The 23,096-nt window shown below is 63.7% G+C and carries 24 protein-coding genes and 1 pseudogene; 11 read left to right on the forward strand and 14 right to left on the reverse strand.

The window, feature by feature from the left end; translation table 11 throughout:
* The first annotated feature begins 92 nt into the window (after positions 1 to 92).
* Both AC1DCF_RS15955 and AC1DCF_RS15960 read left to right on the forward strand, forming a co-directional pair.
* Positions 93 to 1,139, forward strand: coding sequence for a hypothetical protein (locus AC1DCF_RS15955; protein WP_477211876.1), 1,047 nt, complete (start codon positions 93 to 95; stop codon positions 1,137 to 1,139).
* 2 nt (positions 1,140 to 1,141) lie between these two features.
* On the forward strand, positions 1,142 to 1,507 hold the full coding sequence (locus AC1DCF_RS15960) for a GntR family transcriptional regulator (RefSeq protein ID WP_477211877.1): 366 nt from the start codon (positions 1,142 to 1,144) through the stop codon (positions 1,505 to 1,507).
* A gap of 20 nt (positions 1,508 to 1,527) precedes the next feature.
* Here the strand turns inward: AC1DCF_RS15960 and AC1DCF_RS15965 are convergent, their stop codons facing one another.
* Together AC1DCF_RS15965 and AC1DCF_RS15970 are read right to left on the reverse strand one after the other, a co-directional pair.
* Positions 1,528 to 2,628 carry a glycosyltransferase family 4 protein gene (locus AC1DCF_RS15965; protein ID WP_477211878.1) on the reverse strand — a complete coding sequence of 367 codons (1,101 nt, stop codon included), beginning with the start codon at positions 2,626 to 2,628 and terminating at the stop codon, positions 1,528 to 1,530.
* Positions 2,625 to 3,524, reverse strand: coding sequence for an alpha/beta fold hydrolase (locus tag AC1DCF_RS15970; protein WP_477211879.1), 900 nt, complete (start codon positions 3,522 to 3,524; stop codon positions 2,625 to 2,627). The genes AC1DCF_RS15965 and AC1DCF_RS15970 overlap by 4 nt, the downstream gene beginning before the upstream one ends.
* A 121-nt stretch (positions 3,525 to 3,645) precedes the next feature.
* Here AC1DCF_RS15970 and treS point away from each other — a divergent pair, with 121 nt between their 5' ends.
* Positions 3,646 to 5,343 (forward strand): maltose alpha-D-glucosyltransferase, encoded by a 1,698-nt coding sequence (gene treS, locus AC1DCF_RS15975; RefSeq protein WP_441789836.1) that lies wholly within the window; start codon positions 3,646 to 3,648, stop codon positions 5,341 to 5,343.
* 88 nt (positions 5,344 to 5,431) lie between these two features.
* Entirely contained in the window at positions 5,432 to 6,118 is a 687-nt protein-coding gene (locus AC1DCF_RS15980) for an exonuclease domain-containing protein (protein WP_477211880.1), read from the forward strand.
* Between the two features lie 176 nt (positions 6,119 to 6,294).
* Here the strand turns inward: AC1DCF_RS15980 and AC1DCF_RS15985 are convergent, their stop codons facing one another.
* From AC1DCF_RS15985 to glgA, 3 genes are all read right to left on the reverse strand, one after another.
* Entirely contained in the window at positions 6,295 to 6,546 is a 252-nt protein-coding gene (locus AC1DCF_RS15985) for a type B 50S ribosomal protein L31 (protein ID WP_179578121.1), read from the reverse strand.
* 225 nt (positions 6,547 to 6,771) lie between these two features.
* Positions 6,772 to 7,554, reverse strand: a complete 783-nt coding sequence (locus tag AC1DCF_RS15990) for an ABC transporter ATP-binding protein (protein ID WP_477211881.1) — start codon at positions 7,552 to 7,554, stop codon at positions 6,772 to 6,774.
* An 83-nt stretch (positions 7,555 to 7,637) separates the two neighbouring features.
* Complete coding sequence (gene glgA, locus AC1DCF_RS15995) at positions 7,638 to 8,819, reverse strand: glycogen synthase (RefSeq protein WP_477211882.1); 1,182 nt, start codon at positions 8,817 to 8,819, stop codon at positions 7,638 to 7,640.
* A gap of 81 nt (positions 8,820 to 8,900) precedes the next feature.
* Here glgA and AC1DCF_RS16000 point away from each other — a divergent pair, with 81 nt between their 5' ends.
* Positions 8,901 to 10,145 (forward strand): glucose-1-phosphate adenylyltransferase, encoded by a 1,245-nt coding sequence (locus AC1DCF_RS16000; RefSeq protein ID WP_441789840.1) that lies wholly within the window; start codon positions 8,901 to 8,903, stop codon positions 10,143 to 10,145.
* Complete coding sequence (serB, locus tag AC1DCF_RS16005; RefSeq protein WP_477211883.1) at positions 10,142 to 10,789, forward strand: phosphoserine phosphatase SerB; 648 nt, start codon at positions 10,142 to 10,144, stop codon at positions 10,787 to 10,789. The genes AC1DCF_RS16000 and serB overlap by 4 nt, the downstream gene beginning before the upstream one ends.
* A gap of 164 nt (positions 10,790 to 10,953) precedes the next feature.
* Here serB and fabG read toward each other — a convergent pair whose 3' ends face one another.
* A complete protein-coding gene (gene fabG, locus AC1DCF_RS16010; RefSeq protein WP_441789843.1) occupies positions 10,954 to 11,664 on the reverse strand; it encodes a 3-oxoacyl-ACP reductase FabG in 711 nt (236 codons plus the stop codon).
* Positions 11,665 to 11,802: 138 nt separating this feature from the next.
* Here fabG and AC1DCF_RS16015 point away from each other — a divergent pair, with 138 nt between their 5' ends.
* From AC1DCF_RS16015 to AC1DCF_RS16025, 3 genes and pseudogenes are all read left to right on the forward strand, one after another.
* Positions 11,803 to 12,159, forward strand: coding sequence for a DUF3099 domain-containing protein (locus AC1DCF_RS16015; protein WP_477211884.1), 357 nt, complete (start codon positions 11,803 to 11,805; stop codon positions 12,157 to 12,159).
* Positions 12,156 to 12,359, forward strand: a pseudogene (locus AC1DCF_RS16020) (hypothetical protein); the annotation flags it as partial. The gene AC1DCF_RS16015 and the pseudogene AC1DCF_RS16020, both read left to right, overlap by 4 nt.
* 116 nt (positions 12,360 to 12,475) lie before the next feature.
* Positions 12,476 to 13,318: an SURF1 family cytochrome oxidase biogenesis protein gene (locus AC1DCF_RS16025; protein WP_477211885.1), complete on the forward strand. Its 843-nt coding sequence runs from the start codon at positions 12,476 to 12,478 to the stop codon at positions 13,316 to 13,318.
* A 69-nt stretch (positions 13,319 to 13,387) separates the two neighbouring features.
* Here AC1DCF_RS16025 and AC1DCF_RS16030 read toward each other — a convergent pair whose 3' ends face one another.
* The 7 genes from AC1DCF_RS16030 to sufB form a co-directional block, all read right to left on the reverse strand.
* Entirely contained in the window at positions 13,388 to 14,986 is a 1,599-nt protein-coding gene (locus AC1DCF_RS16030) for an ABC-F family ATP-binding cassette domain-containing protein (protein ID WP_441789846.1), read from the reverse strand.
* 106 nt (positions 14,987 to 15,092) lie between these two features.
* Complete coding sequence (locus tag AC1DCF_RS16035) at positions 15,093 to 15,722, reverse strand: TetR/AcrR family transcriptional regulator (RefSeq protein ID WP_477211886.1); 630 nt, start codon at positions 15,720 to 15,722, stop codon at positions 15,093 to 15,095.
* Between the two features lie 221 nt (positions 15,723 to 15,943).
* Positions 15,944 to 16,273, reverse strand: a complete 330-nt coding sequence (locus AC1DCF_RS16040; protein WP_345062610.1) for a metal-sulfur cluster assembly factor — start codon at positions 16,271 to 16,273, stop codon at positions 15,944 to 15,946.
* Between the two features lie 4 nt (positions 16,274 to 16,277).
* Positions 16,278 to 17,042 (reverse strand): Fe-S cluster assembly ATPase SufC, encoded by a 765-nt coding sequence (gene sufC, locus AC1DCF_RS16045; RefSeq protein ID WP_477211887.1) that lies wholly within the window; start codon positions 17,040 to 17,042, stop codon positions 16,278 to 16,280.
* Between the two features lie 77 nt (positions 17,043 to 17,119).
* Positions 17,120 to 17,446 carry a non-heme iron oxygenase ferredoxin subunit gene (locus AC1DCF_RS16050; RefSeq protein ID WP_441789849.1) on the reverse strand — a complete coding sequence of 109 codons (327 nt, stop codon included), beginning with the start codon at positions 17,444 to 17,446 and terminating at the stop codon, positions 17,120 to 17,122.
* A gap of 2 nt (positions 17,447 to 17,448) precedes the next feature.
* A complete protein-coding gene (gene sufD / locus AC1DCF_RS16055) occupies positions 17,449 to 18,660 on the reverse strand; it encodes a Fe-S cluster assembly protein SufD (RefSeq protein ID WP_477211888.1) in 1,212 nt (403 codons plus the stop codon).
* The gene (gene sufB / locus AC1DCF_RS16060; RefSeq protein ID WP_345062602.1) at positions 18,661 to 20,079 is read right to left on the reverse strand and encodes a Fe-S cluster assembly protein SufB; all 1,419 of its coding nucleotides are present in this window, start codon (positions 20,077 to 20,079) and stop codon (positions 18,661 to 18,663) included.
* 272 nt (positions 20,080 to 20,351) lie between these two features.
* On the opposite strand from sufB, the gene AC1DCF_RS16065 reads away from it, so the two are divergent.
* Positions 20,352 to 21,296, forward strand: coding sequence for a COX15/CtaA family protein (locus tag AC1DCF_RS16065; protein ID WP_477211889.1), 945 nt, complete (start codon positions 20,352 to 20,354; stop codon positions 21,294 to 21,296).
* A gap of 102 nt (positions 21,297 to 21,398) precedes the next feature.
* Positions 21,399 to 22,013 (forward strand): hypothetical protein, encoded by a 615-nt coding sequence (locus tag AC1DCF_RS16070; protein WP_477211890.1) that lies wholly within the window; start codon positions 21,399 to 21,401, stop codon positions 22,011 to 22,013.
* A gap of 85 nt (positions 22,014 to 22,098) precedes the next feature.
* On the opposite strand, the gene AC1DCF_RS16075 is transcribed toward AC1DCF_RS16070, so the two are convergent.
* Positions 22,099 to 23,019: a heme o synthase gene (locus AC1DCF_RS16075; RefSeq protein ID WP_441789853.1), complete on the reverse strand. Its 921-nt coding sequence runs from the start codon at positions 23,017 to 23,019 to the stop codon at positions 22,099 to 22,101.
* Positions 23,020 to 23,096: the final 77 nt, after the last annotated feature.

Genomic DNA, 23,096 nt, shown 5'->3' on the forward strand with positions numbered 1-23,096 from the left:
CTCGACATCGAACCCGCGCAACTGTATCTTTCACTTGATACAAGTTGTGCAGGCGGTGTTGCCTGCGCAGCTCAACAGCGGGGGCGGTTGCAGTGCTTGGATTTTGGTACACCTACATCGGTTACATCAATTTGGCGACGACCATCCTCGTTCCGCTCGGGGTGTTGCTTCACTACATGCGCAAGGCAGACCGGCATCCGCCTGTCGCACGCGGTCTCAGTGCGGATGCGGCCGCCTTCTGGCAACTCAGCGCTCGGCGGGTTGTCGCGCGGGGTCGGTGGGCCAGCGGATGCACTCTCGCGCTTGCTCTGCCGTTCATCTACATGCAAAACGCGTTCTATATTGACGAATCCAAATGGATCACCTATCTGGGGCCGCTCGTCGTAGTCACCGCGATCATCATCGTCTTTCTGTGTCGACCGGCAGCGCACCGCGTGGGGAGCGGCGATCTCGCTCGGCAAATTGATCTGAATCAGCGGACGGTGTGGTCGTTTGGGCGGCGTTGGTGGTTCGTCGGCACTCTCTCGGCAGCCGCCATGCTGGTTCTCAGCCTGGTCGCGGCTGGGCTCGCCTCAAGTCCCGACGAGAATGGCGACTTTACGCAGCTGTCTGTCGACGTCGGTTCGGCAAGCGCGGCCACCGAACTCATCGGCTGGTACTACGGCGTGCCGATCATGGTGGCGGCAACCGCTCTGGCGCTCGCAGCGCTCGGCGCACTGTGGCTCAACGCGCGGACGCCTCTCGCCGTAACGGCCGGAGAGCGCGCCATCGATGTGTGGCTGCGGAACCGGAGCACCCGCGCCGTGGTCGCACTCAGTGGCGGCGCCCTGATTCTGACGCTGGCCTACGTCTGGTCCCAAATCGGCGGTGCCGCCTCACTCGGCTTTGAAGATGGTGCCACTGGCATCAAAGTCGGAACCCCCATCGCTGCTCTCTCCGTTCCGCTGATAGTGTCCGGCCAGCTGCTGAAGGGCCTCGGATACGCACTCATCGCGCTCCCTTTCCTCACGCGGTCCCCTCGGCTGACGTTCGCGGCGCCAGTTGGCCCACGCGCTGAGGCCCTCCCTGCCGAGGAACCGTCCAACGGCGCCGCTGGCGTGACGCACGTCGATAGCGTGGCCTCGGTGGAGCGGCCCTGATCATGCCCGCCATCTCTTTGTCGGGTCACGGCCTTCCGGCCGATCAGATTCACCGCCAGCTCGGCAGCGTCATCGCTGCGGGTCGACTGGCTGCTGGCGAGAGACTCCCGTCCGTTCGACAGCTCGCTCGCGACTTGAATGTTGCGGCCGGCACCGTGGCCAGGGCCTACAAGCTGTTGGAGCAGGATGGTCTCGTCACATCGCGCGCGGGTAGCGGCACCCGGGTCAGCGCGCGGGTCACGACGACCCCGAGCGAGGTGTTGCACGCGGCCCGCACTCTCGCTGAAGCTGCCCAGCGCTACGGTCTGAGCAACGACGAGGCGATCGGTGCGCTTCAGGCGTCGTGGCCCCGCGACGTGCCGGATTGACGCGCGCCCGAGGGCGGTGCTTAGCGAGAAACTTTCGCGCTCTGAATTTCCGTCTTCGACTCACCGACGGAAGTCAGGAGCTCGAAAAGCCGCGCGGCCGACGTCTTCCAGGTGAACGAACTCGCCTGCGCGACGGAGCGCCGTGAACGCTCGCTCCACTCCCCCGGCTTTTCCAGTGTGAGCACCGCATCGGCTAGGCGCTGCGGGTCTTCAGCGGGGAAGAACAGCGCGGCGTCGCCGCCGATCTCACGAAAGATCGGAATGTCGCTCACGACGATCGGGATCCCGAGGCCCATCGCCTCAACGAGCGGAATGCCGAAGCCCTCATCGAGCGAGGCGGTGACCAGAGCTGTTGCCGAACGCAACACCTCGACATAGTCCTCATCGGACACGCCGTTGTGGAAGACGAGACTCGCCTGTGGCGCGAGCAGCGTGAGACGCTCGCGTTCGGAATCGCTCACCCGACTCATCAGGTGCAATTCGTAGCCGGGCAGCGCCGCGGCGGCGCGCACTAGTGTGTCAACGTTCTTGTACGGCATGTACGAGCCCATGTAGACCAGCCGCGCAGTCTCGGGAGTTGTCCGCTGCACAGGCCCAGACGTGACGGCATCCGCAGCGTTGTAGATCACCGTGACCGGGCGAGTGGTGAGACGGTGCTCCGCAATCAACTTCTTCGTTGTCTCGGACACAGAAACTACCGCGTCGGACCGATTGAGCAACATCCGCTGCGGCCACCACGAGAGGTGGTACAGCCGCCAGATCGCCCGGATCGGGGCGGGAAGATCACGCGGGGGCGTGCGATTGCGGTAGTAGATCAGGTCATGCACGGTGAGAATGAGGCGGTACTTGCGCCCCCACGAGCCCATGGTTTGCATCGGGCTGTAGACCACATCGGGGCGCAACCGGTTGACGGTCAGGGCGAGGAACGGTTCACGGATGCTGGTGGGCGGGCTCACCAGCTGCCAGGGCAGAGACGGGAGCAACGCCAGTTGGCGGTGATCGCTGATCAGCATCGTCACCGGATGCAGTTTCGCGAGTTCGGTCACCAGTCCGGCCGTATAGCGGCTGATGCCGTCGTGTTGATCGAAACGGGTGTACCGGCAGTCGAAGACTATTCTCACGCTGACTTCTCCTCGTCAAGAAAACTCTGCAGATGGGCGGCGGCAATGGCAGGTACTTCGTAATGAATCAGGTGCCCGACCTTGTCGATGACCTGCAGCGTGGCATCCGGAAACAGCTTCTGCAACCGGTGCTGGGCGGCCACCGTGGTGATGTCGTCTTTCTCGGCGGCGATCAGAAGCGTGCGCTCCGGGATGTCCGCGGCGAACTCGCTCACATCGTTGCCGACGGAGGCGCGGAACGCCTCGAGGACGACCCGTCGATCGGAGAACGCCGAGAAATAGCGATCGTGCTGATTATGGATCCAGCGACGCAGCTCCGGGTCTTTCGTCTTGACCATCGCCAGGCTTGTCACGCGCACGATCACGCGGTTGCGAAGCAACGCGAAGCCGAGGCGCTCCGGGAGCTTTGCTCCGGCCCAGTAGTAGAAGACCGCGAGCCGGGTCAAGATGCCGCGGGGGCCGGACAATGCCGGGGCCGCGATCGGGTTGACCAGCACGACGTCGTCGGCGCGCAGCCCGCCCGCCACCGTCGCCGAGACGACAATCGACCCGAACGAGTGGCCGAGGATCACGAAGCGACCGGACGGAGCGACCGCGGTCACGAAAGCAGTCAGCCAGCGGCGATAGCCGTCGATGTCGTGGGTGGCGTCGATTAGCGGCTCGGACTCGCCGAACCCAGGAAGGTCTGGGGAGATGATTCGAAAACCGGACAACTGGGCCACAACGGGTTCAAGTCCATGGTGGTCGCCGCGAAAGCCGTGCACGGCCACGATCGTCGTTGGCGACTGGGGGTCGCCGTATTCCCAATAGCGGGTGGCGCTGCCGAGCACCGAAACCGTGTGCTTCTGCACGGGAATGGGAGCGAGCAGGTCGTCATAGGGCGAGGGAACGATCATCGAACCCAGTTTAGGCCGCTCGGGTCGTGGAGTTCGCACCGATCGATGTGAAGCAAAACCGGGCTCGTGAATCTAGACTGCTGTGACCTGCCCTGTGTATTCCGGGGCCGAAAGGAGAACGGTGAGCTTCACTGCCCCCATCCAATTGCCCGGGTTGACACTCGACCCACAGTGGTACCGCCGTTCCGTCTTTTATGAAGTGATGGTGCGGTCATTCGTCGACAGCAATGCCGACGGTTCCGGCGATCTGGCGGGGCTGGTCTCCAAACTCGACTACCTGCAATGGCTCGGAATTGACGCGTTGTGGATACCACCGTTCTTCACCTCACCGCTCGAAGACGGCGGATATGACGTGGCCGACTACCGGTCAGTGCTGCCCGAGTTCGGGACACTCGACGAGTTCAAAGATCTCGTCACGAAGGCGCACGAACGCAATATGCGCGTCGTGATCGACCTGCCCCTGAACCACACCTCTGATCAGCACGAGTGGTTTCAGCAATCGCGCGAAGACCCAACCGGTCCTTATGGTGACTTCTACGTCTGGAGTGACACCGACGAGAAGTATCCGAACATTCGGATCATCTTCACCGACACCGAAGACTCGAACTGGGCGTTTGACCCGGTCCGCCGTCAGTTCTTCTTCCACCGCTTCTTCTCGCACCAGCCCGACCTGAACTTCGAGAATCCGGCCGTGCATGAGGCGATGTTTGAGATCGTGCGATTCTGGCTCGATCTGGGCGTCGACGGATTCCGGCTCGACGCCATCCCGTATCTCTACGAATCCGAGGAAGGAAACGGCGAGGGCGAACCGCCGACGCACGAGTTTCTGCGCAAGCTCCGGGCGATGTGCGACCGTGACTACCCCGGTCGCATCATGATCGCCGAGGCCAACCAGTGGCCGCGCGAGGTTGCGGCGTTCTTCGGAACCGAAGACGAGCCGGAATGCCACATGGCCTTCGACTTCCCGGTCATGCCGCGCATCTTCTACTCGCTGCGTTCTCAGCAGGCCGACGAGCTCGTGCGGGTGCTCTCAGAGACCACCGACATCCCCGACGGCGCCGGCTGGGGCGTCTTCCTGCGCAACCACGACGAGCTCACGCTCGAGATGGTCAGCGAGGAGTACCGGCAGGCCATGTACGGCTGGTACGCCTACGACCCGCGGATGCGCGCGAACATCGGTATCCGTCGCCGGCTGGCCCCGCTGCTCGACAACTCGCGGGCGGAACTGGAGTTGGCGCACGCGCTGCTCTTTGCCCTTCCCGGCAGTCCGTTTCTCTACTACGGCGATGAGATCGGGATGGGCGACAACATCTGGCTGCCCGACCGCGACAGCTCGCGCACGCCGATGCAGTGGACCCCCGACCGGAATGCGGGATTCTCGCATGCCGACCCGGGCAAGCTCTATCTGCCGGTCGTGCAGTCGCTCGTCTACAACTACACGCAGACGAACGTCGAAACGCATCTCGCTCAATCGGGCTCCTTGCTGCACTGGGTGCGCAACGTGATCCACGTGCGCAAGGCGCACCCGGTCTTCGGGCTGGGCGGCATCCGCGTGCTCCAAACCAACCACGAGTCGGTGCTTGCCTTCACCCGGGAGTACGCCGGTTCGGGCACCCAGCACGGAGATCAACCGGAAACGGTGCTGTGCGTGTTCAGCTTCGCCCACAACCCGGTGGCCTTCCGCATCGAGGACGCCAAGATGGCCGGCGTTCGCCTGTACGACATTTTCGGGGGCGCCGTATTCCCCCAGTTCGATGAGGACGGTGGGCTCACCCTCACCCTGGGCGCGCAGAGCTTCTACTGGTTGCACTGCGGCTAAATTGCACTGCGGCTAGGTTTCTCTGCGGCTTCGTTGCCCTGCGGCTCGGTTGAACGGCTTTGTCGGTGGTCGCCCGTAGGCTGCTTTCATGAGCAATTGGAGCGATACCCTCGCCGTCTTCGACCTTGAAACCACTGGCATCGACGTGGAGACGAGTCGCATCGTCTCGGCGACCGTCGCCGTTCTCGATGCGATGGGTCACGTCACCGAACGCACCGACTGGCTCGTGAACCCGGGCGTCGAGATCCCCGAACAGGCCACTGCTGTGCACAAGATCACCACACAGCACGCCGTCGAGAACGGCCGGGATGCGGCAGAGGCCGTCGCCGAGATCGTCGCCGCGCTCCGGGTGCCGCTTCTGCAGGGCATCCCGCTCGTTGCGTACAACGCCCCCTACGACCTCACCCTGCTCAATCGTGAGGCGATCCGATACGGCATCGCCCCGCTGGTCTCCCCCACCCCGGTGATCGACCCTCTGGTCATCGACAAGGCGGTTGACCGTTACCGCAAGGGCAAGCGCACCCTGGAAGCGGCCAGCGCCTTCTACGAAGTGGTGCTTGACGGAGCCCATGATTCGGGTGCTGACGCGATCGCCGCCGGGCACGTCGCCCAGGCCATCGCACGGGTTCACGCGGCGACTCTGCCGCTCACTGCTGCAGAACTCCACGACCTGCAGGTCACCTGGAGCCAGGAGCAGGCTGCGAACTTTCAGTCCTACATGCGCCGGGAGCGCGACCCGCAGTTTGTCGCGAACGGCAGCTGGCCGGAGCGCTAACACCTCGGTGGTCGAGCTTGTCGAGCGATGTACTGAGCCGGTCGAAGTGATCCGGTGACCTGGTCTCGACAAGCTCGACCAACAGACGTAGAGATCAACAGACGAAAAGGGCAACCGGCCGAAGCCGGTTGCCCTTTTCAGTGCGCCACCCTGAGGTGGCATGAAGCGGTAGGTGACTACGCGCCGAAGCCCTTGTAGCGGGTGTTGAACTTCTCAACGCGGCCTGCGGAGTCCATGATGCGCTGCTTGCCGGTGTAGAACGGGTGCGACTCCGAGGAGATTTCAACGTCGATCACCGGGTAGGTGGTGCCGTCTTCCCACTCGATCGTCTTCGAGCTGGAGACCGTCGAACGGGTCAGGAACGTCGCGCCAGACGCCAGGTCGCGGAAAACCACGGGAGCGTACGTGGGGTGAATGTCAGACTTCATGAAGACTTCCTTGTTGCTATTCGATAGGTGGAGCGCGATAAAACGATGCAGTACTGCGCAATGAACGAGTGATGCGAAGCCGAATACGGCATAAAACTGGTTGGCCTGAGGGCCAGCTATAAAGTTTAGCAGAAACCAACGCATCCGAGCGCCACGGTAACCGGGCAACGGACTGGGCTGTGACCAGATCAGTTTCCGTCTTGAATGTGTTGCGCCGAAACAAGCTTAGACGGCACGGGCGTTGTAGCGACCATCTGTTTCGGTGAGTTCAATCTGCAGACCGAAAGTCTCGGTCAGTGATTCGGAGGTGAGCGCCTCAGCGAGCGGGCCCGCCTTGACGATCTTTCCACCGGCCAGCAACAGAACGTGTGTGAAGCCGCGGGGAATCTCTTCGACGTGGTGGGTGACCATGATGATGGCCGGTGAGCTGGTCTCGCTGGCGTAGCCGCCGAGCAGCTGGAGCAATTCTTCGCGGGCGCCAAGGTCGAGGCTGGCCGCCGGCTCATCGAGCAACAGGATTTCGGGGTCGGTCATCACTGCGCGGGCAATCTGTACCCGCTTCTGCTCGCCGTCACTCAGCGTGCCGAACTTGCGGTCGGCCAGGTGGTCGAGGCGCCATTCGCTGAGCACACGCTGGGCGCGACGCTCGTCGATCTCTTCGTACTCTTCGTTCCAGCGACCCGTCACCGAGTAAGCGGCGGTCATGACGACGTCGATGACCTTCTCGGCGCCGGGAATCTTGCGGGCCATCGCCGTCGACGCGAAGCCGATCCGCGGGCGCAACTCGAAGACATCGGTTCCGCCGAGCGGCTCTTCGAGAACTTCGGCCTGTCCCGTTGTCGGGTAGGCGATTGCTGCGGCGATCTGCAGCGTCGTGGTTTTTCCGGCGCCGTTGGGCCCCAGGATGACCCAGCGCTGATCGTCGTCAACACTCCAGTTCACGGTGTCGAGAATGGTGTTGCCACCTCGAACGACGGATACGTCAGTGAATTGAAGAACGTTGACCATGTAGCCATGTTATCTGGCGTGCGGATGCCCGGGGCACGCATCCGTCTGCCCGCGAGACAGCGTCGACCGCCCCGCTTCCCCGATCAGAGCAGGGTCGCGTAAATCTCGCGGGTGCGAGCGGCGATGTGATGCCAGCTGAACTCGCGCTCCGCCCGCGCTCGACCGGCCCGGCCCATCTCGGCAGCCCGATCGGGGTCGGCGAGAACCTCGGCCATCACGCGCGCGAGATCCGCCACGAATCGATCGGGATCTGTCGGTGTTCCCGTTCCGTCATCCACCTGTTCGATCGGCACAAGGCGTCCGGTCACCCCATCGGCGACGACCTCAGGAATCCCGCCGGTTGCGGTGCCGACCACGGGCAGCCCGCAGGCCATTGCCTCGAGATTCACGATTCCCAGCGGTTCGTAGATCGACGGGCAGACAAAGAGGGTGCCGGCGGTCAGCACGGCAGAGAGCTCATGCTGCGGGAGCAGCCGGTCAATCCAGATCACGCCGTCGCGTTCACGTTGCAGCGCCTCGACTCCGGCGGTGACCTCGGACATGATCCCGGGGGTGTCGGGGGCGCCGGCACACAGTACGATCTGAACGTCTTCGGGCAGCAGCGCCACGGCACGCAGCAAGTACGGCAGGCCCTTCTGACGGGTGATTCGACCGACGAACACCACTGACGGGCGATCGGGGTCGATACCGAGGCTGCGCACCAGTGCGCTGTCGGGGTTGGGCTTCCACCGTTCAATGTCGATGCCGTTGTACACCACGTGCACCCGGGCGGGATCGAGTGCCGGGTAGCTGCGCAGGATGTCGCGGGCCATGCCGCCGCTGACGGCGATGACGGCATCGGCGGCTTCGAAGGCCGACTTCTCAATCCAGCTTGAGACTCGGTATCCCCCGCCGAGTTGCTCGGCTTTCCAGGGGCGGAGGGGCTCGAGGCTGTGCGCGGTGACGACATGCGGAATCCCGTGCAGGAGCTGGGCCAGGTGGCCGGCGCCGTTGGCGTACCACGTGTGGGAGTGCACGAGATCGGCGCCGTGTGCGTCGTTGGCCATCTGGAGATCGACGCCGAGCGTGGCCAACGAGGCGTTCGCATCCGTCAATTCAGCGGGCACCGGATAGGCAATTGTGTGCGGGGCCGAGCGTGCTTCACCGAAACATCGCACGGTGACATCGATGTCGGCGCGCAGGGCTCGAACGAGCTCTGCGACGTGCACCCCGGCGCCGCCGTAGACCTCTGGCGGGTACTCCTTGGTCATCAGATCCACTCGCATGCAGCAAAGCTAGCGCAACGGTGTGGTTAACACTGCTTCATCCTCTGGTTCCGCCCGCCGGAATGGCCGTACTGTAAAGACATGAAGGCCACGAAGATCTTTGGAATCGTTCTCGCGGGCGGCGAAGGCAAGCGCCTGATGCCTTTGACCGAAGACCGGGCCAAGCCCGCGGTTCCCTTCGGCGGGCATTATCGGCTGATCGACTTCGCGCTGTCGAACCTGATCAACTCGGGTGTGACGCAGGTCGTTGTGCTGACGCAGTACAAGTCGCACAGCCTCGACCGTCACGTTTCCCAGACCTGGCATGTCTCCGGCGGACTCTTCAACTCCTACATCGCGTCCGTGCCAGCGCAGCAACGGCTGGGCAAGCGGTGGTTCAGCGGTTCCGCCGACGCAATTCTGCAGAGTCTCAACCTGATCCACGACGAGAAGCCCGACTTCGTCGTGGTGGTCGGCGCCGACCACGTGTATCGGATGGACTTCAGCCAGATGATCGACGCTCACATCGCCTCTGGCGCGGAGGCCACAGTTGCCGCGATCCGGCAACCGATCGGCCTCGCCGACCAATTCGGTGTGATCAGCGTTTCAGCCGACACTCCCGACCGGATCACGGCATTCATCGAGAAGCCGAAGGATGCGGTTGGCCTGGCCGATGCTCCGCACGAGGTTCTCGCGTCAATGGGCAACTACGTGTTCAACACCGACGCGCTCATCGATGCGGTACTGCGCGACGGCGACCGCCCCGACTCCAGTCACGACATGGGTGGCGACATCATTCCCGATTTCGTCTCGCGGGGAACGGCCGGCGTCTACGACCTGAAGAACAATGCTGTTCCCGGTTCGACGACGCGCGACCGCTACTACTGGCGTGACGTGGGAACCATCGAGTCATTCTTCGAAGCCCACCAGGATCTGATTTCCACTCTGCCGATCTTCAACCTCTACAACCGCGACTGGCCCATCTTCAGCCAGCAGCTCAACTCTCCCCCGGCGAAGTTCGTGCGGGATGCCGCCGGTGCGATCGGCACGACCATCGATTCGATCGTCTCCCTCGGCAGCGTCATCTCCGGCGCTCACCTCGAGCGCAGCGTGCTCGGACCATGGGCAACCGTCGAATCGGGCGCCAAGGTCGTCGATTCGATTCTGTTCGAACGCGTGCACGTGCAGCCGGGCGCAACCGTTCGCCGCGCCATCCTCGACAAGGACGTGGTGGTCTCAGCGGGGGCGGGCGTCGGGGTGAGCCGTGATCGAGACCTCGCTCGAGGATTTAGTGTGACTGATACAGGTATTACCGTCGTTGGCAAGGGAGTGCACGTTCAACCGTGACCGTTTCAAACCGTTTTTTGATAGTTCTAGACGCAGATTCCACCTTGATCGAAGACGAGGTTATTGAGCTTTTAGCGGATGCGGCAGGGTCACGGGAGTTGGTGGCTGACGTCACAGAACGCGCAATGCGCGGCGAACTCGACTTCGCCGACAGCTTGCGCGAGCGCGTGAAGACCCTCGCCGGCTTGCCGACCAGCGTGTTCGCCGAGGTCGGCCGACTGATCCGGCCGACACCGGGCGTGCACGACCTGATCGCCGGCATCCACGCGCACGGCAGCCGGGTCGGAGTCGTCTCCGGCGGATTCCATGAGCTGCTCGACCCCCTGGCCGACACGCTCGGGCTCGATCACTGGCGTGCCAACCGGCTCGAAGTGGTCGACGGGCATCTCACCGGCGGTCTCGTCGGACCGATCATCGATGCCGCAGCCAAGGCCGAGGCGCTCCGCGAGTGGGCCGCAGCCGACCAGGTGGACATCCGCCAGACCGTCGCCGTGGGCGACGGCGCGAACGACCTCGAAATGATGGCCGTGGCCGGACTCTCCGTGGCGTTCAACGCCAAGCCGCGGGTGAAAGAGGAGGCGGACGTCGTGATCGACGTCTGCGACCTCAGCCAGGTGCTGCCGCTTCTCGGCCTGCGCGGCTAAGACGATCGGTGGTCGAGCTTGTCGAGACCCGGCGCGCCGATCTCGCATTGCGGGGCCACGGCTGGGTTGATTGCGACCCGGGCGCGGGGTATCCCGGTGGGCGCGGGGTAAAGCGCGCGCCACAGGGAATACACCGCGCCAGCATGTAGCGAAGGGTGAGGGAGCTAGTGGCCCATCCCCAGGCCACCGTCAACGGGAATGACTGCACCCGAGATGTAGCCCGCGTCATCGCCGGCGATCCAGGTGACCACACGGGCAACCTCGGTCGGGCTGGCGAAGCGGCCGGCCGGGATGTTGCGCTTGTACTCGGCCTGCTGCGCCTCGGGCAGTTCGGCGGTCATGTCCGTTTCGATGAAACCGGGCGCGACGACGTTCGCAGTGATTCCACGCGAGCCGAGCTCGCGGGTCACCGAGCGAGCGAGACCGACGAGTCCGCTCTTGGACGCCGAATAGTTGACCTGACCGGCCGAGCCGTACAAGCCGACGACGCTCGAGATCAGCACGATGCGACCGAAGCGAGCCTTGAGCATCCCCTTCGACGCGCGCTTGACGACGCGGAAGGCGCCGCTCAGGTTGGTGTCGATGACCGAGGTGAAGTCGTCCTCGGACATGCGCATCAGCAGGGTGTCGCGGGTGATGCCGGCGTTGGCGACGACGACCTCAACGGGGCCGTACGCAGCCTCGATCTCGGTGAACGCGGCATCGATGGATGCGGCATCCGTCACGTCGGCACGCACCGTGAGGCTTCCCTCCGGGCCGGCGCCGCTGCGCGCGGTCACCGCGACCCGGTGGCCCTGCGCCAGAAACTCTTCGGCGATGGCGAAACCGATTCCACGGTTGCCACCGGTAACAAGCACTGTACGAGCCGTTGTCATGCACTAATCCAATCTCTCGCCCGGCCGATTGCTGCCGCGCATACGTGAAATCAAGCTTAGAGCGTCGTCCACGCAGCCCAGCGAGACGTAGGCTGGAGTTAGCACAACTCCCACCGGCTCACCGAAGCGACAGCCTCCATGAAACAGCAATCGATCACCTCCCTCCCCCTCTCCCCCGAGGCGGAACGACGCAATCGAATGATCAAATATTCGATCACGATGGGTATTCGTGTCGTCTGCATCCTTCTGATGCTGTTCGTACAGGGCTGGTGGCTCGTCGTCTGCGCCATCGGGGCCATCGTTCTGCCCTACATCGCCGTTGTTATCGCCAATGTGCACGCCGATCCCAGCGGTTCCCAGGTGATGCGTCCCGGCGGCGTTCAGGTTTATCGTCCGGAGCCGTTCACCCCCGACGCGAATCCGACTAACTCCTCAGGCACCTCAGGCCCGTCGGACGACAAGCCTGGTTCCGACCAGCAGAAGGATGCTCGATGATCGGGCTCAGCACCCCGCTCGATTCTCCGACCTGCTCACGCGCAGGCTGTCGCGACGATGCAATCTGGCGGCTGGACTGGCGCAACCCGCGCATCCACGCTGCAGACCGCACCAAGACTTGGCTCGCCTGTGCCGAGCACGTCGACTACCTCCGCGATTTTCTCGCGACCCGCGACTTTCCCCTCTCCGTTTCCCTCCTCGTCGACCAGACGTCAGATGAGGCATACCCCGACCAGACAGCTGATTCAGTGATCACTCCTCGCGCCCAGTCCGTCACCGAATCCACGGTCGCCACCGTCACCGCGGCGGACGCCCGATGACCGGGTGGAAGTTCGCGTTCAGCCGCCGCTGGGCCGGCTACCTGGCGATCGCCATTCTGTTCGCCGCGGCGTGTGCCGGTCTCGGCATGTGGCAGGTTGCCCGTCGTGAAGAAGCATTGGCCGAGATCGCAAAGGTCAACGCAAACTGGGATTCCGCACCCATCCCCGTCACCGAGGCGCTCCCGACTCTTGACGCGTTCACAGACTCGCAGAAGTGGCTCCCGGTCACCCTCACCGGAACCTACCTGACCGAAGACGAAATGCTGGCCCGAAACCGTCCGCTGAACGGCATGCCGGGGTTTGAGGTGCTGACTCCCCTGCAGCTGGCGGATGGCACGGTCTTCATCGTCGACCGCGGCTGGTTGACGACGGGCTCGAAGCAAGACGCTCCCGATGCCGTTCCTGCTGCACCCACCGGCGAGGTGACTGTTGTGGCCCGTCTGAAGGCGGGAGAGCCGAACTTGGTGGGTCGCTCCGCGAGCGGCAATCAAGTTGCGACGATCAACCTCAACGACATTGCGAAGCGCTTGGACACCCCGACCTATACCGGCGCCTACGGCCTGATGGCCTCGGAAGACCCGGCCCCGGACACCCGCCCGACGGCAGTGGTTCGGCCCCCCGCCGACGAAGGCCCCCACCTCTCGTATGCCTTCCAATGGTTTGTCTTCGGAGTGCTCGCCTTCCTCGGGCTCGGTTGGGCGGTGCGTGAGGAGTACCGCAACGTGAACTCGGAAGACCCCGAAGAGCAGAAGCGCGCCGAAGAGCGTGCTCGGCGAAAGGCCGCGAAGCCGCGAAGTGACGCAGAAGTCGAAGACGAGCTGCTGGGCTCCTCACACTGACGGATAACGAAGAAAGCGGCGGTCCCGATTGATTCGGGACCGCCGCTTTCTTCACTCTGAAGCGCCTGACTACGCCAGCGTGATCAGATCCAGGTAGTCCCGGTTCCAGTGGTCCTCGACGCCGTCGGGGAGGATGAGCACGCGCTCAGGATTCAGCGCCTCCACTGCTCCCTCATCGTGGCTGACCAGAACAACAGCGCCGCTGTAGTTGGCCAGTGCGTCGAGGATCTCTTCGCGGCTGGCCGGGTCGAGGTTGTTCGTGGGCTCATCGAGAAGCAACACGTTGGCGCCGGAGACCACGATCATCGCCAGTGCGAGTCGCGTCTTCTCACCACCGGAGAGCACGCCGGCGAGCTTGGTCGAGTCGTCACCGGTGAACAGGAACGAGCCCAGCACGCGCCGGGCTTCCATCTCAGTGATGTTCGGCGACGACGAGACCATGTTCTCGAGCACCGAGCGCTTCACGTCGATGGTCTCGTGCTCCTGGGCGTAGTAGCCGATGCGCAGACCGTGGCCGGGGATGATCTCTCCGGTGTCTGACTTGTCGACGCCGGCGAGCATCCGGAGCAGGGTCGTCTTGCCGGCACCGTTGAGGCCCAGGATGACGACCTTGGAGCCGCGGTCGATCGCCAGATCGACGGCGGTGAAGATCTCGAGGGAGCCGTAGCTCTTCGACAGGTTCGTCGCCATGATCGGAGTGCGACCACAGGGAGCGGGCTCGGGGAACCGCAGCTTGGCCACGCGGTCGACGGCGCGCACGTCATCGAGGCCGGCGAGCAGCTTCTCGGCGCGTGCCACCATCTGGTGGGCCGCGGCGGCCTTGCTGGCCTTGGCGCCGAACTTGGCAGCCTGCAGCTGCAGCGTCGACGCCTTTTTCTCGGCGTTGGAGCGTTCCTTGCGGCGGCGTTCCTCGTCGGAGGCACGCTGGCGCAGGTAGTTCTTCCAGTTCATGTTGTAGACGTCGATGATGGTGCGGTTCGCGTCGAGATAGAACACCCGGTTGACCGACTCGCCAACGAGCTCGATGTCGTGGCTGATGATGATGCAGCCACCGCGGTAGCTCTTGATGTGCTCGCGGAGCCAGACGACGGAGTCGGCGTCGAGGTGGTTGGTGGGCTCATCGAGAATCATGGTCTCGGCGGCCGAGAACAGGATGCGGGCCAGTTCGATGCGACGACGCTGACCACCCGAGAGGGTCTTCAGCTGCTGGTCGAGAATGTGGTCGGGAAGGCTCAGGTTGCTGGCGATCGATGCCGCTTCCGCTTCGGCGGCGTAGCCACCGAGAGCGTTGAACTGGTCAGTGAGCGTGGAGTACTTGCGCATCGCGGCTGAGCTGACGGAGGCATCCGCATCACCCATCAGCAGGCTGGAGTCATGCATGCCCAACGCGATGGTGCCGAGGCCGCGGGCATCGAGGATGCGCGTACGAGCGAGCATCTCCGGGTCGCCGGAGCGCGGGTCCTGCGGCAGGTAGCCGATCTCGCCGATGCGTTCGATCGTGCCCTTGGTCGGCAGCGTCTCACCGGCGAGGGTCTTGGTCAAGGTGGTCTTGCCGGCACCGTTGCGACCGACCAGGCCGATCTTGTCGCCATTGGAGACGCGGAAGTTCACGCCTTCCATGAGCACGCGTGCCCCCACTCGGATTTCGAGATCTTGCACACTGAGCACAGCAATAGTCCGTTCGGAAAGAAGTGAAGAGAGACGGCCCGACCGGGCCAACTCTCTAGTATATTTGCCCGCGCGCACTCCCACGTGCGCTTCGAGGTTCTGAGCTCTAGGAGAGAGCCCCGCGCAGAGCCTTTTCGAGCCAGTCGCGGTAAGCCTCGCTCGACCAGCCGAACTCGGTGACAAGCATTCGATAGACCTGCGGATGGCCGAGGGCCCAGATCGCAGCGGCGGCTTCCGGATCGCTCATCCCACCACGCAAGCCCCGCAGAGCGCGGAGCGACGACGCAACCTCGCCGAACGTGTGAAGGCGTGACGCAACGGACCGACGTTCAATCGCTCGGACATCGCCGTCGACGGCCGCAGCCTGACTGATCATCAGCAAGACATTCACTGTGCGTTCGTTGACAGCGAGAAACCAGTCAGCAACGACCCGCAGAATCTCGGCCGCCGACGATGACGCCACCACGCGTTGCCTCAGCGCCGCCGGAACAAGGTCTTCCGTGCCGGGTCCCTCTGCAGCCAGCTCGAGTACGGCAGCGAGCAGTTCGGCCTTACTGCCGACCGAGTTGTAGATGGTCTGCACCGCGACATCCGCTTCGGTGGCTATCGCGCCGATCGACGTGGCGACATAGCCCCGGTGAAGCATGAGGCGACCGGCGGCGCGCACAATGTCACGCCGGGTTTCACCGGCACGCTCAGTTCGCCGTCGTTCCGCGGGAGTTTCGTGTTTCGTCACTCCATTAGAATAGCATTCCAGTAGGTAGAACCGGACTCCAAGTGAGGCCGCGCCATGGCACGCGGCACCGAGCTTGACCGTTCCGGTCAAGTTTCCCTGGTACGCCGGGGAGTCTCGACCACAAGTGTCAAACTCGGCGAGATTGCCTCGGCGGGATTGAGTCGTGACAGCGAAAACGCCCGGCCCCTCAGGAGAGGGACCGGGCGTTGGGATTGCGAGAACTAGATCGAGAAGCCGAGGGCACGCATCATGTCGCGGCCGTCATCGGTGATCTTGTCTGGACCCCACGGCGGCATCCACACCCAGTTGATGCGGAACTGGTCGACGACGCCGTCCAGCGCCTCGGCCGTCTGCTCTTCCAGCACGTCGGTCAGCGGGCAGCCGGCCGAGGTGAGGGTCATGTGGATGATGAGAGCGTCGTTCTCGTCGTCCCACCCGAGGTCATAGATGAGTCCGAGGTCGACGACGTTGATGCCGAGCTCGGGATCCATCACGTCTTTCAGCGCTTCTTCGATCTCATCGAAGCGCGCCGGACTCAGTGTCGAAACCATGCTTCTAGCCTACGTTCGGCAGTGCCAGAAAGCGATCGTAACCTTCGTCTTCGAGGCGGTCGGCCAGCTCGGGTCCACCCTGCTCTGCAATGCGTCCGTTGACGAACACGTGCACGAAGTCGGGCTGGATGTAACGCAGGATGCGCGTGTAGTGGGTGATCAGCAGCAGACCGAGGCCGGTGTTGGCCTTGGCGCGGTTGACACCCTCAGAGACGATCTTAAGCGCGTCAACGTCGAGGCCGGAGTCGGTCTCGTCGAGCACGGCGAACTTCGGCTTGAGCAGTTCGAGCTGCAGGATCTCGTTGCGCTTCTTCTCGCCACCGGAGAAGCCCTCGTTGACGTTGCGCTCAGCGAAGCTCTTGTCCATGCGCAGATTCGCCATCGACTCGCGAACGTCCTTGATCCAGCCACGGATGGCCGGAGCTTCGCCATCGATTGCGGTCTTGGCGGTGCGCAGGAAGTTGGTGACGGAGACCCCGGGAATCTCGACGGGGTACTGCATCGCGAGGAACAGGCCGGCGCGGGCGCGCTCGTCGACGGTCATGGTGAGCACCTCTGCGCCGTCGAGCAGGATGGAACCGCTCTCGACGTGGTACTTCGGGTGTCCGGCGATCGTGTAGGCCAGCGTGGACTTGCCCGAACCGTTCGGACCCATGACGGCGTGAATCTCGCCTTCCTGGATGCTCAGGTCGACACCGCGCAAGATCTGCTTGGTGCCCTGGTCGGTCTCGACGCTGACGTACAGGTCTTTGATCTCAAGAACAGACATGAATTTCGTTTTCTCTTTCGTAAGTGTGAACGCCTGGGCGACGGGATGCGTTGGCCCGGTGGCGAGGTCAGTTTCGGTCAGACGGCCAGAATGACGGCGGTGTCGATGTACACGTCGCCGTCGATCAGCTCGACCTTGTACGCGGGAACCGGCTCGTAGGCCGGGAGGGTGAGCGGCTTGCCGGTGCGCAGCGAGAACTTCGAGCCGTGGGCCCAGCACTCGAGCGTGTCGTCTTCAACGAAACCCTCCGACAGTGAGATGTCGCCGTGCGTGCAGGTGTCGCCGATGGCGAAGACCTCTCCGGCTGAATCACGAACGACGGCGATCGGAATGCCGTCGATGTCGACCTTGATGGCCTGATTGGCTTCGAGCTCGTCGAAACCACAGATCTTGATTGACGCCATGTTTACTCGCCTTCCGTTCCGGTGAGTTCTGCCTCGATGGTGATCTGCAGGCGTTCTTCAAGCTGCGGGGAGCCGATCTGCTGCACGATCTCGGTGAGGAAGCCGCGCACGACGAGGCGACGCGCTTCGTCTTCGCTGATTCCGCGTGACTGCAGGTAGAACAGCTGTTCGTCGTCGAATCGACCGGTAGCGCTGGCGTGGCCGGCACCGAGGATGTCGCCGGTTTCGATCTCCAGGTTCGGAATCGAGTCGGCACGTGTGCCTTCGGTCAACACCAGGTTGCGGTTCTGCTCGTAGCTGTCCGTGCCGGTCGCCTTGTTGCCGATCAGCACATCGCCGATCCACACCGTGCGAGCGCCCTGCCCCTGCAGTGCACCCTTGTAGGTGACACGGCTGCGGCTGTGCGGTGCGTCGTGGTTGACGTAGACCTGCTGTTCGAGGTGCTGTCCGGCATCCGCGAAGTAGAGACCCAGCGCTTCGATGTCCGAGCCAGAACCGGCCAGGTGCACCGAGGGGTTGACGCGCACGATGCTGCCGCCGAGGGAGACGACGACGTGCTTGAGGCGCGCGTCGCGGCCGACGGATGCGAAGTGGTTGGCCAGGTGCACTGCACCGTCGTTCCACTCCTGCAGCGTGACCACCGTGAGGTTGGCCGATTCGCCGAGGATGATCTCGACGTTCTCGGTCAGGCGGGCGTCACCGTTGTTCTGCAGGATGACGACGGCGCGGCTGAACGGCTTGGCCTCGATGATGGTGTGGGCGGCACGCGGGGCAGAGCCGAGGTTCGCACGGCTGACCGTGATCTCCTTGGCGTCTTCACCGCTGACCGTGATGGCCAGAGCCTGCTCGAAGGAGGTCCACGCGTTGGCGGAGGCGCGCTCCTCCGGCAGTCCGGCGAGGCCGATGCGGGAGTCGTCGCGGCCGACCCAGCCGACAGTGATGTCAGATGAATCGACGTCGGCGGTGTCGGTCGAGCTGATCTCGTAGGCAGAACCGTCAAGCTCGCCGGCGGTCAAGTCGGTGAATTTGGCGACCGGGGAGAGCTTCCAGACGGCTTCGCGGCCGGTGACGGCTTCGAAGTCGGTGACCTCGGCGCTCTTGAACCGGGCAGAGCGGGTCTGCACCGGAACAAAACCGAAGCGACCGTCTGAGTGCTCCTTGATCCCGTGCTGTTCGGTGGTGGGCAATGCGTTTGAAGTTGAGGCGACGGACATTTAACCGACGGATCCTTCCATGCCCATTTCGATGAGCTTGTTGAGTTCGAGGGCGTACTCCATGGGGAGTTCCCGGGCGATGGGTTCGATGAAGCCACGCACGATCATGGCCATTGCTTCGTCTTCCGGCATGCCGCGGCTCATCAGGTAGAAGAGCTGCTCTTCGCTCACGCGCGACACTGTCGCCTCGTGGCCGAGCTGCACGTCGTCGACGCGGATGTCGATGGCCGGGTAGGTGTCGGAGCGTGACTTGGTGTCAACCAGCAGTGCGTCGCAACGCACGGTGTTGGCCGAGTGGTGGGCCGCCGCATCCATGCGCACCTCGCCGCGGTAGCCGGCACGACCGCCGCCACGGGCGATCGACTTCGACACGATCGAGGACTGCGTGTACGGAGCCATGTGGATCATCTTGGCGCCGGCATCCTGGTGCTGGCCGGGGCCGGCGAACGCGACGGACAGGGTCTCCCCCTTGGCGTGCTCCCCCATCAGGTAAATCGACGGGTACTTCATGGTGACCTTGGAACCGATGTTGCCGTCGATCCACTCCATGGTGGCGCCTTCGGCAGCCGTCGCACGCTTGGTGACCAGGTTGTAGACGTTGTTCGACCAGTTCTGGATCGTCGTGTAGCGAACGCGCGCGTTCTTCTTCACGATGATCTCGACGACGGCCGAGTGCAGCGAGTCCGACTTGTAGATCGGGGCGGTGCAGCCCTCGATGTAGTGAACGTAGCTTCCTTCATCGGCGATGATCAGGGTGCGCTCGAACTGACCCATGTTCTCGGTGTTGATGCGGAAGTAGGCCTGCAGCGGGATCTCGACGTGCACGCCGGGCGGCACGTAGACGAACGATCCGCCCGACCAGACGGCCGTGTTGAGCGCGGCGAACTTGTTGTCGCCGGACGGGATGACGGTGCCGAAGTACTCGGTGAAGAACTCCGGGTGCTCCTTGAGCGCGGTGTCGGTGTCCATGAAGATGACGCCCTGAGCCGCGAGGTCTTCGTTGATCTGGTGGTAGACCACTTCGGACTCGTACTGAGCCGCGACACCGGACACGAGGCGCGAACGCTCAGCCTCGGGGATGCCGAGCTTCTCGTACGTGTTCTTGATGTCGTCGGGCAGGTCTTCCCAGGTCTGGGCCTGGCGTTCGGTCGACCGAACGAAGTACTTGATGTTGTCGAAGTCGATCTCCGACAGGTCAGCTCCCCAGGTGGGCATCGGCTTGCGCTCGAACAGTTCGAGAGCCTTCAGGCGACGCTTGAGCATCCACTCTGGTTCGCTCTTCAGGTTCGAGATGTCGGTGACGACCTCGGGTGAGATGCCTCGGCGAGCGGATGCGCCGGCGGCGTCGGAGTCGGACCAGCCGAACTCGTACACCCCCAGGCTCTCCAGCTCGGGGCGGTCAAGCAGAACGTCCGACATACTTACCTCTTCTCCTATCCAACACAACCCGGATATCAGTCCGGTCATTCCCAGACACGCCTCCGTGACGGAGACCCTGCCAGGGAACGGGTTGCGTGGACGGCTACGTTGCGTACCTACGATTGTTCAGGATCACTCCTTGCTGCGTACCATTGGAACGAAGCCAGCGCGCGAGAAATCCACGAAACACCTAATTCTACAGGTTGATCCGTTGATTCGGAGCGACTGCTCGGCATTTTCACACGCGCACGACAGAACAGGATCGACTCCCGGTGAAGCGGATTACAAATTGGTTGCCCGATCGCGTCGATGGTCGGCTGCGTGTGATTGCCTGGGTCTACCTGGCGGCACAGATTCTGCTGGTCGGAACCGGCGGACTGGTGCGGTTGACCAGCTCAGGTCTCGGCTGCCCGACCTGGCCGAGGTGCACGGCCGAATCCTTCGTGAACACGCCGGAGATGGGCATCCACGGAGTGATCGAGTTCGGCAACCGCGTGCTCGGTATCCTGCTCGGCCTGCTGGCCATCGTCGCGTTCGTCGCCATCCTGCGCATCCGCAAGGAACGCCCTGATCTGTTCAAGCTCACCCTCTGGGCCGGCCTCGGCATTCCCGCGCAGGCCGTCATCGGCGGAATCAGCGTGCTGACCCAGCTGAACCCGTATGTCGTCGGGTTCCACTTCATCGTTTCGGTCGTGCTTGTCGTGCTGTGCACCGCATTCGTCTACCAGGTGTACACCCCGGTCGGTCCGCGTGTTCCGGCCGCTCCCCGTTGGTTTGCGCTGCTCGCCTCCGTGACCAGCGCCGTCATCGGGCTCACGATCCTCGTCGGCATTCTGACCACCGGGTCCGGACCGCACGCCGGCGATGCGGATGCCCCGCGCAACAATCTCAATTCCGAGTTTCTGCAGCATGTGCACAGCTGGCCCGCCTACCTGACACTGGCCCTCACGCTCGTTCTGGTGATCGCGGCCATCAAGCTGCAGCTGGGCTCGGTACGCACTTGGACCGTGGCGCTGCTCGCCGTCGAGTTGGTGCAGATCGGCGTCGGTCTCTGGCAGGCACGCAGCGGGCTGCCGCCGTTCCTCGTCGGCATTCACATGGTGCTGGCCTGCTGCCTCGCCGCCGCCATGGTCGCCGTCATCCTGAACCTCAAGAAGCCGGTGACGGCTTCGACCGATTCAGCTGAGGCCTCCGCGGACGCATCGGTCAACGCCTAGCCAACGTCACCCCCCGATCACGCCTCACGGCCCCATCGGGTGCCGGGCGTTCCTGGCGCCCCGGGAGGCGACAGCAGGCTGTCCGCGCAGTATTCTGCAGGCATGTGGCAGAGCGACGACGCCCCATCTCCCCCGCCGGACGATGCCGCGCGATTGGCCGAATTCGGTCCTCCGGTGTTCGGATTCGTTCCGCAGCCCCGACTGCGTGAGCGTGGCTGGAGTTGGTTTGCCCGCGATGGGATCACTGTGGAGGCGCAGGCCCACTACTGGCTCGCGGATGCGAACGGCGACTTCGGTTTCACCCAGTCACCGCTCGGGTTGCCCGGCACGGAATTGCGGGGCTTCGTCTTCACCGATGTGATCGGTTCGACCGGCCGCCGCGACGAACCGATTCACGCCGCGCTGGTGCAGCATCTCGACTACGTGGTCAGCAATTATCAGAAGTCACGCTACGAACCCGGCACGCCCCAATGGATCGACCACGGCCAGTCACGACGTGCAGCGATCGAAACGGCCGAACTCTCCCCCGCAACGCTGACGGTCTTCGATGACTTGGCCGCCGATCCCCCAGAACAGAACCGCTCGGTCAACGCGATGTCGGCATCGGCCGCCGTGTTCTCGGCGACGACGGCAGCGATCGACGGGCGCATCGTGACGGTCGTCATCCACCACGCCGATCGCGAGCAGATCGACATCCGTCTCGTTCGTCGAGTTTGAGACTTGCGGTCGAGTTGCCCTGCTCTACCCGGCAAACTCGACCGGAACAGGCAAACTCGGCGCCGCACGCAGGGTGCGAGAACGGTTAGAAGGGCAGCAGCGGGTCGACGCCGACAGCCACGAAGACCAGGGTCAGATAGGCGATTGAACCGTGGAACACGCGCATCGGTGAGACGTGCTCGTGGCGAATCGCGAAATTGTAGAGGCGGTGCGTCTCGTAAATGAACCAGCCGCCGGCGACCAGAGCCGTGAACGTATAGAGCAAGCCCATGTCGGCGATCGGAATGAGCAGCAGCGAACAGGCGACAGTTGCCCATGCGTAGAGGATGACCTGCAGGCCGACCTGAGTGCGGCCGCGCACCACGGCGAGCATCGGCACGCCGGCCGCCTGGTAGTCGTCTCGGTACTTCATCGACAGCGGCCAGTAGTGCGGCGGCGTCCAGAGGAAGATGATCGCGAACAGGATGAACGGCGGCCAGGACAGGTCGCCGGTGACGGCGGCCCAGCCGATCAGCACGGGCATGCAGCCCGCTACACCGCCCCAGACGATGTTCTGTGCCGTGCGGCGCTTCAGAATGAGCGTGTAGAACACGACGTAGAGCAGGATCGCGCCGAGCGAGAGCGCTGCGGCGAGCCAGTTCGTGAAGATCCAGAGCCAGGCGATCGAGGCGGCGCCGAGCACCCAGGCGAAAACTAGAGCCTGGCGGTCGGTCAATTCACCGGTGACCAGCGGGCGGCCCTTGGTGCGCTTCATCACGCGGTCCATGTCGCGGTCGATGTAGCAGTTGAAGGCGCCGGCCGAACCGGCGCTCAGCGCGCCACCGATCAACGTTGCAAGAACCAGCCAGAGGTTCGGGATACCCCGCTCGGCCAGGATCATCGTGGGCGCGGTGACCACGAGAAGCAGTTCGATCACCCGCGGCTTGGTCAGGGCGATGTACGCCTGCAGGGTTCGACGGAAGCCGGGCTTCCCGCCTACGGTGCGTGTCTTTTCGGCGACGTCCATTGCTCCTCTAACGCTGTGCGATCCCATCAATTCTAGGCCATCCCCCGCCGACGTCTGACTGACAGCGAGGATGCAGC

It is taken from the genome of Leifsonia sp. 10L418, assembly GCF_056395445.1.